Source organism: Mycobacterium sp. (assembly GCF_049280035.1).
Lineage (GTDB): Bacteria > Actinomycetota > Actinomycetes > Mycobacteriales > Mycobacteriaceae > Mycobacterium.
The window spans coordinates 1-12791 of record NZ_JBAPPI010000192.1; the positions used below are offsets into that span (position 1 = coordinate 1).

Here is a 12791-nt window from a genome sequence, read left to right on the forward strand (position 1 = left end):
GAACAACACGGCGACCACCACCAGCAGCGCCCAGCCGAGCCCGGCGGGCCCACGCTGCGAACCTTCGGGGCCGGCGGCGAGGCCGAGCATGGCAAGGCTCGCGCACACCACGCCCACCGCCGTCCACTCCATTGGTGACAACCGCGCCTTTAGCATCCAGGCGGCCACGATCGCGGTGACCGCGAGCGAAGCCGCGATTGCCGCGGCGACGACGTAGATCGGTACCAGGCGCAGCGCCGCCACTTGCAAGAGAAAGCCAACACTGTCAAGCCCGATGCCCAGCAGGTAGCGCCACTGCCGCAGGGCTCGCAACAGTAAGGCCGCGTCAACTCCGGAGTCGCTGCCGGCGTCAACCGAGCGGGTCGCCTCGGCCTGCAGCACCGTCGCAGTGCCGTAGCACACCGAGGTGCCCAATGCGAGCAGCAAGCCGATCAGCACGGAGCCGAGCCTACTTCGACGATTTCTCTGCCGAGCCGTTATCCGATTCGGAGCCGGTGTGTTTGGGCAGCAACCGCTCTAGCGCCGGTCCGGTGATTCGCCGGAACGCGCGTCGCGGCCGGTTGGCGTCGAGGATGGCGACCTCCAACGTCAAGGCCCCCAGGTTGGGCTCATCGCCGCCGTTGGTGCTGCCCGCCTGCAGCGCCTCGACAGCGATTCGCACTGCGTCGGCCAGGTTGGCGTTCTTGGCGTAGGAGTCCTTGAGCGCGGTGGCGATCGGCTCCGTCGTCCCGCCCATCACCACGAAATGCGGCTCGTCGGCGATCGACCCGTCGTAGGTAATCCGGTACAGCTCAGGCGGTTTGGTTTCGCCGTAGTGGGCGACTTCGGCGACGCACAGCTCAACCTCGTAGGGCTTGGCCTGCTCGGTGAAGATGGTGCCCAGCGTCTGTGCGTAGACATTGGCCAGCTGCCGGCCGGTGACGTCGCGGCGGTCGTAGGCGTAACCGCGGGTGTCGGCGAACTGGATACCGCCGCGCCGCAGATTGTCGAACTCGTTGAACCGGCCGACGGCGGCGAAGCCGACCCGGTCATAAAGCTCGCTGACTTTCTGCAGCGAGCGCGACGGGTTCTCGGCGACGAACAACACACCGCCGGCGTAGGCCAGCGCCACCACGCTGCGGCCCCGCGCGATGCCCTTGCGTGCCAGCTCGCTGCGCTCGCGCATCGCCTGCTCGGGCGAGATGAAGTACGGAAAACTCATGAATCACTTCCCGCGCGCTCCGCGTCCGGCCCGAAAGTGTCGGCGCGGGAACGACTTTCAATTACCTCGCGGGCCAGCTCGGCGATTCGCTGCTCGGGAACGTTGGCTGCGCCGTCGGCACCGACGGTCACTGCGGTCGGGTAGATCCCACGGACGAGATCAGGCCCACCGGTGGCCGAGTCGTCGTCAGCCGCGTCGTAGAGGGCCTCAACAGCAACCCGCAACGCCGAATCCGCGTCGGTCACCTGCGAATACAACTTCTTGATCGACGATTTGGCGAAAATCGAGCCGGAGCCGACCGACTGGTAGCCCTCCTCCTCCAGGTTCCAGCCGCCGGCGGCGTCGAACGAGACGATGCGGCCGGCCTTCTCGGGTTCAGGGTCGTCGATGTCGTAACCGGCGAGCAGCGGCAGCGCGACCAATCCCTGTAACGCGGCGCCGAGATTGCCGCGGACCATGATGGCCAGCCGGTTCACCTTCCCGGCGAAGGTAAGCGGCACGCCTTCCAGCTTCTCGTAGTGCTCGAGCTCGACGGCGTACAGGCGGGCGAATTCGACCGCGATGGCCGCGGTGCCGGCGATTCCGGTCGCGGTGTAGTCGTCGGTGATGTACACCTTCTGCACATCGCGCCCGGCGATCATGTTGCCCTGTGTGGAGCGCCGGTCGCCGGCGATGACGACGCCGCCGGGATGCTTCAGCGCGACGATGGTCGTTCCATGCGGCAGCTGAGAACCGAGCGCGCCGGGCTCCGTGTTACTGATGCCCACCGGCAGCAGCTCGGGGGCCTCGCGGCGCAAAAAATCGGCGAATGAGGAAAGACCGCCAAAAGCGGTTCCAGGAGGTGCTGAGTGGGTGGCCAGGCGATCGCGAAACGGCCAGGTCACTGGCCGCCCTTTTGGACGTATGCGCGGACGAAGTCTTCGGCGTTCTCTTCCAGAACATCGTCGATCTCGTCGAGCAGATCGTCGGTCTCGTCGGTCAGCTTCTCGCGACGCTCCTGGCCCGCGGCCGTGCTGGCGGTCAGGTCGTCGTCATCGCCGCCACCACCGCCGCGCTTGGTCTGCTCCTGAGCCATCGCTGCCTCCTGCATGCTCATCGGCCGTGGATACCACGTACGTTAGTTTCTCCACCCTACCGGTCGACACCGCCAATGCTCCGGCTAAACCTGATTGTCCGGCTCCACCGCGCGCCGTTCCGGCGCGCATCGTCACCGGACGCCCGCATTGTGTCCGCTCCTCAGGTGGTCAGCTGTTCCACCAGCTCGACCGCGCTGTTCACCGAATCCAGCAGCGCGCCGACATGCGCCTTGCTGCCGCGCAGCGGCTCGAGCGTCGGAATACGCACCAGTGAGTCGCCGCCCAGGTCGAAAATCACCGAATCCCAGCTCGCCGCGGCGATGTCCGCCCCGAAGCGGCGCAGGCATTCGCCGCGGAAGTAGGCCCGGGTATCCGTCGGTGGGTTGTCCACCGCGCTGAGCACCTGTTGTTCGCTGACCAGACGCTTCATCGATCCGCGCGCCACCAGCCGGTTGTAGAGGCCCTTGTCCAGCCGGACATCGGAGTACTGCAAATCGACCAGGTGCAGTCGAGGCGCCGACCAGCTCAGGTTCTCGCGGTGCCGGAAACCGTCCAGGAGCCGCAGCTTGGCGGGCCAGTCGAGCAGTTCGGCGCATTCCATCGGGTCGCGCTCGAGTTGATCCAGCACATGCGCCCACGTCTCCACGATGTCGGCTGCCCGGGCGTCATGATCGCGGCCGTCGACCAGCTTTGCCACCCGATCGAGATAAATCCGCTGCAGCGCAAGGCCGGTCAATTCGCGACCGTCGGCCAGCGCGACAGTGGCGCGCAGCGAGGGGTCGCGGCTGATCGCGTGCACCGCATGCACCGGCCGGGCCAACGCCAGGTCGGTCAGGTCGATGCCGTGCGCTGCGCCCTCTTCGATCAGGTCGAGCACCAGGGCGGTCGCACCCAGCTTCAGATACGTCGAGGTCTCGGCGAGGTTGGCGTCGCCGATGATGACGTGCAACCGCCGATAGCGATCGGCGTCGGCGTGCGGCTCGTCGCGGGTGTTGATGATGCCGCGTTTGAGTGTGGTCTCCAGCCCGACCTCGACCTCGATGTAGTCGGCACGCTGGGACAGCTGGAAGCCCGGCTCGTCGCCCGCGGGCCCGATCCCGACCCGGCCGGAGCCGGTGATCACTTGACGGGACACCAGGAACGGCGTCAGCCCGGCGATGACGGCCGAAAAAGGCGTCTGTCGGCTCATCAGATAGTTCTCGTGCGACCCGTAGGAGGCACCCTTTCCGTCGACGTTGTTCTTGTACAGCTGCAGCTTGGCCGCACCCGGCACGCTGGCCACGTGGCGGGCGGCGGCTTCCATCACCCGCTCGCCGGCCTTGTCCCAGACCACCGCGTCCAGCGCGTCGGTGCACTCCGGCGCGGAGTACTCCGGGTGCGCGTGGTCGACGTAGAGCCGCGCGCCGTTGGTCAAGATCATGTTGGCGGCACCGACCTCGTCCGCGTCGACGACCGGCGGCGGGCCGGCCGAGCGGCTCAGGTCGAATCCGCGGGCATCGCGCAGCGGCGATTCCACCTCGTAGTCCCAACGGGTGCGCTTGGCGCGCTGAATGCCGGCGGCGGCCGCATAGGCCAAAACCGCCTGCGTCGAGGTGAGAATCGGGTTGGCAGTCGGGTCTGACGGCGACGAAATGCCGTACTCGACCTCCGTCCCGATGATCCGTTGCATGCCCTCAAGCCTAGGCCCGGCGACGATGCGACCTCCCCAGCGGGGCGAAGGGGCGAGCCGGTGAATTCGGGCTTAACCCGGATCCACAGCCTGGGACACGTCATTGACGCAGGTGAAAGAAGTGATTAACTTCACCGTGGTGTCCACCGACCCCACGACCGGCCTGTCCGGAAAACGCTACGGCGAAGTCCTTCTGGTGACGCCGGGCGAGGCGGGGCCGCAGGCCACCGTCTACAACACCTACCCACTCAACGACTGTCCGGCCGAGTTGTGGTCGAAGCTCGACGCGCAGGCCATCGCGACCGAAAACGGCGCTGCCACAGCGCTTCTCAACGGACCGCGGTACTGGCTGATGAACTCCATTGAAAAGGTGTCCCAGGGCCCGCGGATCATCAAAAACTTCGGCGGGATCGACATGATCCTGCAGGCCACGGTCTTGCTGACAGCGATGAACCCGGCGCCCTACACCGCAAATCAGGTCAACCGCCACACCGTCTTCACCTTCGATGCCGCTGAAGAGGTCTACGAACTGCAAGACCCCGCTTTCCGACGCTGGGTGATGCAGACCTGGAGCCAGATTGTCGATCCCGACCTGTCACGGGCCGACCTGCGACAACTCGGTGAGCGGCTCGACTTGCCAGAAGGATGGACCTACCAGGCACGAGTGCTGGAAAGCCCATTGCGCATCGATACCACCAACCGCGCCGCCTTGGTTCTGCAGGACGACCTGACCAACAGCTATTCGCTGATAACCGACTGAACCGGTAGCTACAGGTACTGGCCGAGGTTGGACTCGGTGTCGATAGCCCGGCTGGCACTCGACGACTTGCCGGTGACCAGCGTGCGGATGTAAACGATCCGCTCACCCTTCTTGCCCGAGATCCGGGCCCAGTCATCGGGATTGGTGGTGTTGGGTAGGTCCTCGTTCTCGGCGAACTCGTCGACGATCGAGTCGAGCAGGTGCTGGATGCGCAGACCCGGCTGACCGGTCTCCAACACCGACTTGATCGCGTTCTTCTTCGCCCGGTCAACGACGTTCTGGATCATCGCGCCAGAGTTGAAGTCCTTGAAGTACATGACTTCTTTGTCGCCGTTGGCGTAAGTGACTTCCAGGAACCGGTTGTCGTCGATCTCGGCGTACATCCGGTCCACGACCTTCACGATCATCGCCTCGATGCATGCCGTGCGGTCGCTGTCGAACTCGGCGAGGTCGTCGGCGTGCACCGGCAGTGACTCGACCAAGTACTTCGAGAAGATGTCTTGCGCCGCTTCGGCATCCGGCCGCTCGATCTTGATCTTCACGTCGAGACGCCCGGGCCGCAGGATCGCGGGGTCGATCATGTCCTCGCGGTTGGAGGCGCCGATCACGATGACGTTCTCCAGGCCCTCCACGCCGTCGATCTCACTCAGCAGCTGTGGCACGACCGTTGTCTCGACGTCGGAAGACACCCCGGTGCCGCGGGTGCGGAAGATCGAGTCCATTTCGTCGAAGAACACGATCACCGGCGTGCCTTCGGACGCCTTCTCGCGGGCCCGCTGGAAAATCAGCCGGATGTGACGTTCGGTCTCGCCGACGAACTTGTTCAGCAGCTCCGGGCCCTTGATGTTCAAAAAGTACGACTTGGCCTCGCGCGCGTCGTCGCCGCGAACCTCCGCCATCTTTTTGGCCAACGAGTTGGCAACGGCCTTGGCGATCAACGTCTTACCGCAACCGGGCGGGCCGTAGAGCAGCACACCCTTGGGCGGGCGCAGCGCATATTCCCGGTACAGCTCCTTGTGCAGGAACGGCAGCTCCACGGCGTCGCGGATCTGCTCGATCTGGCGGCCCAGGCCCCCGATGTCGTTGTAGGTGACGTCGGGCACCTCTTCCAGCACCAGGTCCTCGACTTCGGCCTTGGGAATGCGTTCGAATGCATACCCGGCCTTGGTGTCGACCAGTAGCGAGTCACCGGGACGCAGCTTGCGGGGCCGCTGGTCGTCGTTGAGAGCGTCGGGGTGACCGTCGGGCAGATCCTCGGCGACCAGCGGGTCGGCCAGCCACACGATGCGTTCCTCGTCGGCGTGTCCGACGACCAGGGCCCGGTGCCCGTCGTTGAGAATCTCGCGCAGTGTGGAGATTTCACCAACCGATTCGTAGGTGCCGGCCTCGACGACAGTTAAAGCCTCGTTGAGCCGAACCGTCTGGCCCTTCCGCAAAGACTTGACGTCGATGTTGGGCGAGCAAGTCAAGCGCATCTTGCGCCCGGAGGTGAACACGTCGATGGTGTCGTCGTCGTGGGCTAGCAACAACACGCCGTAACCGCTCGGCGGCTGTCCGAGCCGGTCGACCTCTTCGCGTAGCGCCAGCAGTTGCTGCCGGGCTTCCTTGAGCGTTTCCATCAGTTTGGAATTGCGCGCCGCGAGCGAATCGATTCGGGCTTCGAGCTGGTGAATATCGCGGGGGCTGCGCGCTACGCTCTGCGTTGCGACGGCAGTGTCGAGTTGCTCGCGCAATATCGCCGCCTCGCGCCGGAGCTCCTCCAACTCGGCCGCATCCTCGCCGGACAGGTCGGGGTCGCGCGGGCTACCGAACATTTCGCGCTCTGACTCACCCATGGTGCGCTCCTTTCCCGCTCCCGAAAGTGGTGCGGCGGATACGTCAACGCTACCGGCGATTTCCAATTCCTGCGGGAACTCGAAATGGGGCACACTGGCATCAGCGTTAACATCATGTTGAACTTGCCTGATCGAGAGGACATCTGTGAGCGTGAAATCCCTAGCCACGGGCGTGGCGGCGGTCGCCGCAATCGGCGCGGCGGCTGCGGGTGTGACCTGCATTGCATCTGTTACCAACGCGTTGCCTCAGGTTAAGCCGGTCGTTTTCAGCGCGCCACTGCCGCTCGACCCGGTCGTGCCCGGCGCCGATGTGCCCACGCCCGACCAGCTGGCCACCGTTCTCAACACGCTGCAGGACCCCAGCGTCTCGTTCGCCAACAAGGGCTACCTCGTCGAGGGCGGCATTCCGTTCCCGGCCTCCATTGCCGACCACGAACTGCAAAAGGCAGCCGCCAAGGGCAGCGTGCCACTGACGTTCAACATCACCAACATCGCGCCCGTCGGTCCGGCCGCAGCGTCGGCCAGCATCACGGCGACCGGCCCACACCTGGCACCGACGGTGGAGAATCTCACGTTCGTCGATCAGGGCGGCTGGAAGCTATCGCATGACTCGGCGATGACGCTGATCCAGTCGATACGTTCTTCGGGCCACTGACACGGCTGGATGGGCCGACACCTCACCGCGGTCCTAAGCGCCGCCACCATGGCGGCGGCGCTCGGCCTTTCGGGGTGTTCGGGCGATGAGCACGGTACCTCGCCGGACGCTGTGCCGCCGGCGTCGGCGTCGCTGACGTCGACGGCGGCCGCACAGGTCGCTCCGCTGCCGCGGCCCGATGCCCTGGCCAACGTGTTGTACCGGCTGGCCGATCCGTCGGTGCCCGGCAGTCAGAAACTGAACCTGGTCGAAGGTGCCGGCCCAGACAATGCTGCCGTGCTTGACCAGTTCGCCATGGCGCTGCTCAACAACGGCTTCGCGCCGATGAAGTTCGATGTGCGAGATGTCGCATGGTCAGACCGGGATCCGGCCGACGTGGTGGCTAACGTGAAGGTCAGCTCGCCCAATCCCGGCGTGTCCAACTTCTCCTTTCCGATGGAATTCGCGCCATACCAGGATGGGTGGCAGCTATCGGCGCGAACCGCCGACGTGCTGCTGGCTTTCGGGACCGCTCAGGTCGCGCCTCCGGTGTCCAGACCGGGACACTGACCCGGCGATGTGGATCGGGTGGCTCGAGTTCGATTTGCTGCTCGGTGACGTGCGCTCGCTGAAGCAGAAGCGATCGGTGATCCGCCCGGTGGTGGCGGAGTTACAGCGAAAGTTCAGCGTGTCGGCCGCCGAAACCGGGTCGCATGAGCTCTACCGACGGGCGGGCATCGGGGTGGCGATGGCGTCGGCCGACCGCGGCCATGCCGTCGATGTGCTCGACGCAGCCGAACGGCTGGTGGCCGCCCACCCCGAGTTCGAAGTGTTGTCGGTGCGCCGTGCGATCCAGCGCAGCGATGACTAACCGGGCCTAGCCCCGGCTTAACGCTTGCGGCGTAGTGGAGTCGGCGCGACGGTGTTTGGAGCCAGTCGACGCGCAGACACCAGGAATCCGGTATGGCCGCGCATGTTGTGCTGCGGGCGCACCGCCAATCCGACGACGTTCCAACCTCTTTGCAGCGTCTCCCAGGCGCGCGGCTCGGTCCAGCACTGCTGGTCGCGCAGCGCCTCGACTGTCTTCGAGAGCTGGGTGACGGTGGCCAGGTAGACGATCAGCACACCGCCGGCGACCAGGACCCCCGACACGGTGTCGAGCACCTCCCACGGCGCGAGCATGTCGAGCACCACCCGATCGACCGAGCCGGCGGCCAGATCAGCGTCGGCGACATCGCTGATGATCAGTTGCCAATTGGTGGGGGCGCAGCCAAAGTACGTCTCGACATTGCGACGGGCATGTTCGGCGTGGTCGGCGCGCACATCGTAGGAGATCACCCGCCCATCCGGGCCGACCGCACGCAGCAGCGAACAGGTCAGCGCCCCGGAGCCGGCACCGGCCTCCAACACTCGGGCGCCGGGAAAGATGTCACCCTCGAGCACAATCTGAGCGGCGTCTTTGGGGTAGATCAACTGGGCACCGCGCGGCATCGACATCACATAGTCCACCAGCAGCGGACGCAACACCAGGAATGGGTCACCGTTGGTCGATTTGACCACGCTGCCCTCCGGCAGTCCGATCACCGCGTCGTGCGCGATCGCGCCGCGGTGGGTGTGGAATTCACCGCCGGCGCTGAGCAGCATCGTGTAGTGCCGACCTTTGACGTCGGTGAGCTGCACACGGTCGCCCACGGCGAACGGCCCGGTAGCAGACACAGCTGTCTAGCCTGCCAGCAGACGCGCAGGGAAAGGTGCGCGGGGTTGTCCGAATTACGACTGTGGAGTCGGAGATGCCGCGCGGAAGTGAGCTGGTTGCTGGCGTGGCAGCGTGGAGTTGTCGGTGGCGTTTGCAAGTATGCAGTGTATGGCTGGGCCGAAGGTGACACGTCGGATCGACAATCCGGTTGTAGCCGCCGCGCCAGCGGGGGTGCGAATTCGCACCCGGATACATCCGAGTGGCGCCGAGGCGGCGGCTCTGGCCGCGATCGGGCGCCTTCTCGGATCGGTGTACCGGGGTGAATTGGCCAGGCGGATTCGGCTGGGCCGCTTGGATTGTAGATCTCAGGCAGTGTGGCGTGCGGATCGCAAACGGACGCTCACGGTTCTGTCGTCGTCGCGGTGGGCGGGGGCGATCACCCGCGCTGTAGAGGACCAGTTCCAGTTGGGGATCCGCGGTTTGGTTGATCACATCGCCGATCTGCGGGCCGCGTTGGCGGTGCTCGAGCAGCGGTGCGCGCTTCGCCCAGGTCAGCTGGCGCCGATTCACGACGGCGACGAAGCACCCAACTGGGTTGGGCGATCGCCCCGTCGGGGCTATCGTAATGCGGCTGAGCGGTTCGCCAAGACCCGTCGGCTGGCGGCGCTACGCGACCGCCTCGCGAGGGGTGAACGTGCGCTGGCGGTGGGACGTCCGTCGGTTGTGGTGGGCGGGAAACGCTTGTGGCGCAACCGCAATCACCTCGATGCCACAGACATGTCCGAACGGCAGTGGTGGGACTGTTGGGACGCGGCGCGGCTGTTCTTGACCGCCGACGGTGAGTCGGGCAAGGCCGGGGGTAACGAGACCATTCGCATCGGCAACGATGGCCGATTGCGGATCAAAACGCCAGCGGCCCTAGTCAGCCAGTTCGGTTCGCACGTGGTGATCGCCGAGCCGATACGGTTCGTCCACCGCAGCGACGAATGGGAGCCACGCATCATCACGCGACGATCGGTGCGGTACGACATTAGCTTTGATCCCGCCCGTCAGCGTTGGTACCTCGATGCGTCCTGGAAAACCGCGCCCGAGCCCATACCCCCGCTCGATGAACTACGCCAGGGTCGCGTGCTTGCTGTGGACCTCAACGAGGGCCACCTGGCCGCCTGTGTTCTCGATGCGTCGGGCAATCCGATCGGCGACCCAGTCACTATCGAGGTGGTCACTGCAGGACTGTCGGCGTCGCGGCGTGACGGCCGGCTGCGCGCGGCAGTCACCGCCCTGCTGAATCATGCGCAAGTACAGGGCTGCTCGGCGGTGGTGGTTGAGAACCTCGACTTCGCGGACGCTCGGGCCACCGGGCGGGAGACCCTGGGCCGCGGCATGCGCGGCAAAAGGTTGCGCCGCACGGTAGCCGGTATCCCCACCGCCAGGTTCCGCGGGCGTCTCACCGGCATGGCAACCCGCCGCGGGATCGCCGTGATCGGTGTGGACCCCGCGTACACCAGCCGCTGGGGCAAGCAGCACTGGCGTCAACCCCTACAGCAGCAGACTTCCGATCCATCCACGGTCACCGGCCATCACGGTGCGGCGGCTGCGATCGGCAGACGTGGCCTTGGTTTGGCGATCAGGCGACGGCCGACAGGACCCCGCAGCGGACAGCGGACAGCTGCGGGCACACCACCGACCAGGCCCGATCGACACCGGACCCACGTAACTGGTAGGTGTGGCAGTTCCGGCCCACCCACATCCCCCGAGGGGCGCGGGTCCGCCGGACAACACCCATCCACCGCGGCCAAGACCGTTCGGGCCGCCCAGGACTCACTCCTGCTCACTAACCAGGAACGGTTGTCCGACCTCGCCCCTAGGCTGCGGATATGAGCAGCGAACCGGGCAACACACCCCGCCCGGCATCACGACCGGCACTGTCGCCGTCGCGAGCGGCCGACTTCAAGCAATGCCCGCTGCTCTACCGGTTCCGGGCCATCGATCGCCTGCCTGAGCCGCCGTCAACGGCACAACTGCGGGGCTCGGTGGTGCATGCCGCTCTGGAGCAGCTGTACAACCTGCCCGCAACAGAACGCGGCCCGCAGACCGCCGACGCACTCGTCGGCCCGGCTTGGGAGCAGGTGATCGCCGGGGAACCCGAGCTGGCCACCGTGCTGGACACCGAGCAACAGACCCAACTCCTCGACGAGGCCCGTGCCCTGCTGTCCGGCTACTACCGGTTGGAAGATCCGACCCGGTTCGACCCGCAAAGCTGCGAGCAGCGTATCGAGGTCGAGCTTGCCGACGGCACACTGCTGCGCGGGATCATCGACCGGATCGACGTGGCCACCACCGGTGAGTTGCGGGTCGTGGACTACAAGACCGGCAAGGCACCTCCCGAAGCAAAGGCCCTCGCTGAGTTCAAGGCCATGTTCCAGATGAAGTTTTATGCGGTCGCGTTACTGCGATCGCGGGGCGTGTTGCCGACGCGGCTGCGGCTGATCTATCTGGCTGACGGCCAGCTGCTGGACTATTCCCCCGACGAAGATGAGCTGCTGCGGTTCGAGAAGACGCTGATGGCGATTTGGCGGGCAATTCAATCTGCCGGTGCGACAGGCGATTTCAGACCCAGGCCGTCACGGCTATGCGACTGGTGCGCGCACCACGCGCACTGCCCCGTCTTCGGCGGCACGCCGCCGCCCTACCCGGGTTGGCCGAAGCATCCTGACGAAGGCGATGCCGACGCCGTTCTGCAGCGGGCAGACCCGGCGGCGTAACCCTTACTGCAGCGGCGACATCTCCTGCAGCATCGTCGGTATCAGCTCGCTGACCGTCGGGTGGATGTGCATGGTGCGCGCCAGCGTGGTGTAGGGCGCCTTCGCTGACATCACATCCAGGATTTCGTGGATGGCCTCGTCGCCACCGACGCCGAGGATGGCCGCTCCCAGGATCTGCTGCGTTTGGGCATCGACTACCACTTTCATAAAGCCTTGTGTCTCACCCTTTTCCACCGCACGGCCGACTCGGGTCATGGGCCGTTGACCGACCAGCGCAGGGCGGCCCGACGCACGAACCTGTTCGACGGTCATTCCGGCCCGACCCAGCGGCGGGTCGATGTAGAGCGCATAGGTGGGGATACGGTCGCTGACCCGGCGTGGGTCGCCGTCGAGCAGGTTGGCCGCCACGATTTCGAAGTCGTTGTAAGAGGTGTGGGTGAACGCGCCCTTGCCGTTACAGTCACCCATCGCCCAGATGTTCTCGGCGCTGGTTTTCAGTTGATCATCGACGGTGATGTATCCCCGGCCGTCGGTTTGGACACCGGCGTGCTCGAGACCGAGGTCGTCGGTGTTGGGCCGCCGCCCGACCGCCAGCAGCAGATGACTACCGGCTATCGACGCAGCACCGGCCCGCGGTGTCACCTCGAAGCCTCCAATATCTTTGTCCCGCTTAGCTATCCGAATGTCAGCAGCATCGACGACGACATCGATGCCCTCGTTTTGCAGGATCGACTTGATGGTGTCCGAGACGTCGTGGTCTTCGCGGGATGCCAGCCGTGGCCCCTTCTCGACGACGGTCACCCGGGCACCGAAGCGGCGATACATCTGGGCGAACTCGAGCGCGATGTAGCTACCGCCGATGATGACCAGATGGTCGGGCACGGTATCGAGTTCGAGGATCGACACATTGGTGAGGAACTCGACGTCGCTGAGCCCGGGGATGTCGGGCACCACGGCACGCCCACCAACGTTGAGGAAGATCCGCTCGGCTTGCAGCACCTCGTCGCCGACGCGAAGCGTGTGCGGGTCCTCGAAACGAGCGTGCCCGCGGATGACGGTGCAGCCGTCCATTCCCGTCAGCCAGTCTTCGACACCCTTGCGGTCGCCCAGCATGATCTCGTCTTTGCGCGCTTTGACTTTCGCCATGTTCACGCT

13 protein-coding genes and 1 pseudogene are annotated in these 12791 nt (G+C 65.6%); 6 read left to right on the forward strand and 8 right to left on the reverse strand.

Annotation, left to right across the window (positions count from 1 at the left end):
* The 5 genes and pseudogenes from WAN71_RS06320 to dop form a co-directional block, all read right to left on the reverse strand.
* Window positions 1–438 (reverse strand): annotated as a pseudogene (locus WAN71_RS06320) (hypothetical protein); the annotation flags it as partial.
* A gap of 10 nt (window positions 439–448) precedes the next feature.
* Entirely contained in the window at window positions 449–1201 is a 753-nt protein-coding gene (gene prcA, locus WAN71_RS06325) for a proteasome subunit alpha (protein WP_422224514.1), read from the reverse strand.
* Window positions 1198–2085 carry a proteasome subunit beta gene (gene prcB / locus WAN71_RS06330; RefSeq protein WP_422224515.1) on the reverse strand — a complete coding sequence of 296 codons (888 nt, stop codon included), beginning with the start codon at window positions 2083–2085 and terminating at the stop codon, window positions 1198–1200. Before prcB ends, prcA begins: the two co-directional genes overlap by 4 nt.
* Complete coding sequence (locus WAN71_RS06335; protein ID WP_422224525.1) at window positions 2082–2276, reverse strand: ubiquitin-like protein Pup; 195 nt, start codon at window positions 2274–2276, stop codon at window positions 2082–2084. Before WAN71_RS06335 ends, prcB begins: the two co-directional genes overlap by 4 nt.
* 161 nt (window positions 2277–2437) lie before the next feature.
* A complete protein-coding gene (gene dop / locus WAN71_RS06340) occupies window positions 2438–3946 on the reverse strand; it encodes a pup deamidase/depupylase (RefSeq protein ID WP_422224516.1) in 1509 nt (502 codons plus the stop codon).
* A gap of 136 nt (window positions 3947–4082) precedes the next feature.
* Here dop and WAN71_RS06345 point away from each other — a divergent pair, with 136 nt between their 5' ends.
* On the forward strand, window positions 4083–4706 hold the full coding sequence (locus WAN71_RS06345; protein WP_422224526.1) for a hypothetical protein: 624 nt from the start codon (window positions 4083–4085) through the stop codon (window positions 4704–4706).
* Between the two features lie 8 nt (window positions 4707–4714).
* Here the strand turns inward: WAN71_RS06345 and arc are convergent, their stop codons facing one another.
* Window positions 4715–6541 carry a proteasome ATPase gene (arc, locus tag WAN71_RS06350; RefSeq protein ID WP_422224517.1) on the reverse strand — a complete coding sequence of 609 codons (1827 nt, stop codon included), beginning with the start codon at window positions 6539–6541 and terminating at the stop codon, window positions 4715–4717.
* A 151-nt stretch (window positions 6542–6692) separates the two neighbouring features.
* On the opposite strand from arc, the gene WAN71_RS06355 reads away from it, so the two are divergent.
* From WAN71_RS06355 to WAN71_RS06365, 3 genes are read left to right on the forward strand one after another with little or no spacing between them, the layout of a single operon-like run.
* Window positions 6693–7196 (forward strand): hypothetical protein, encoded by a 504-nt coding sequence (locus tag WAN71_RS06355; protein WP_422224518.1) that lies wholly within the window; start codon window positions 6693–6695, stop codon window positions 7194–7196.
* Window positions 7197–7205: 9 nt separating this feature from the next.
* A complete protein-coding gene (locus WAN71_RS06360) occupies window positions 7206–7745 on the forward strand; it encodes a hypothetical protein (protein WP_422224519.1) in 540 nt (179 codons plus the stop codon).
* Between the two features lie 7 nt (window positions 7746–7752).
* Window positions 7753–8046, forward strand: a complete 294-nt coding sequence (locus WAN71_RS06365) for a DUF503 domain-containing protein (protein WP_422224520.1) — start codon at window positions 7753–7755, stop codon at window positions 8044–8046.
* 17 nt (window positions 8047–8063) lie between these two features.
* Here WAN71_RS06365 and WAN71_RS06370 read toward each other — a convergent pair whose 3' ends face one another.
* The gene (locus tag WAN71_RS06370) at window positions 8064–8891 is read right to left on the reverse strand and encodes a tRNA (adenine-N1)-methyltransferase (RefSeq protein WP_422224521.1); all 828 of its coding nucleotides are present in this window, start codon (window positions 8889–8891) and stop codon (window positions 8064–8066) included.
* A 148-nt stretch (window positions 8892–9039) separates the two neighbouring features.
* On the opposite strand from WAN71_RS06370, the gene WAN71_RS06375 reads away from it, so the two are divergent.
* Window positions 9040–10752 carry a hypothetical protein gene (locus WAN71_RS06375; RefSeq protein WP_422224522.1) on the forward strand — a complete coding sequence of 571 codons (1713 nt, stop codon included), beginning with the start codon at window positions 9040–9042 and terminating at the stop codon, window positions 10750–10752.
* On the forward strand, window positions 10749–11636 hold the full coding sequence (locus WAN71_RS06380; protein ID WP_422224523.1) for a RecB family exonuclease: 888 nt from the start codon (window positions 10749–10751) through the stop codon (window positions 11634–11636). The genes WAN71_RS06375 and WAN71_RS06380 overlap by 4 nt, the downstream gene beginning before the upstream one ends.
* Window positions 11637–11639: 3 nt before the next feature.
* Here WAN71_RS06380 and WAN71_RS06385 read toward each other — a convergent pair.
* Window positions 11640–12791, reverse strand: a 1152-nt coding sequence (locus WAN71_RS06385) for an FAD-containing oxidoreductase (protein ID WP_422224524.1), incomplete at its 5' end; no start/stop codon positions are given.

Bases quoted from the DNA above. Each gene is read 5' to 3' on its own strand.
- prcA (WP_422224514.1), bottom strand. From the start codon at position 1,201: ATGAGTTTTCCGTACTTCATCTCGCCCGAGCAGGCGATGCGCGAGCGC.
- WAN71_RS06335 (WP_422224525.1), bottom strand. From the start codon at position 2,276: ATGGCTCAGGAGCAGACCAAGCGCGGCGGTGGTGGCGGCGATGACGAC.
- dop (WP_422224516.1), bottom strand. From the start codon at position 3,946: ATGCAACGGATCATCGGGACGGAGGTCGAGTACGGCATTTCGTCGCCG.
- arc (WP_422224517.1), bottom strand. From the start codon at position 6,541: ATGGGTGAGTCAGAGCGCGAAATGTTCGGTAGCCCGCGCGACCCCGAC.
- WAN71_RS06360 (WP_422224519.1), top strand. From the start codon at position 7,206: ATGGGCCGACACCTCACCGCGGTCCTAAGCGCCGCCACCATGGCGGCG.
- WAN71_RS06365 (WP_422224520.1), top strand. From the start codon at position 7,753: ATGTGGATCGGGTGGCTCGAGTTCGATTTGCTGCTCGGTGACGTGCGC.
- WAN71_RS06375 (WP_422224522.1), top strand. From the start codon at position 9,040: ATGGCTGGGCCGAAGGTGACACGTCGGATCGACAATCCGGTTGTAGCC.
- WAN71_RS06380 (WP_422224523.1), top strand. From the start codon at position 10,749: ATGAGCAGCGAACCGGGCAACACACCCCGCCCGGCATCACGACCGGCA.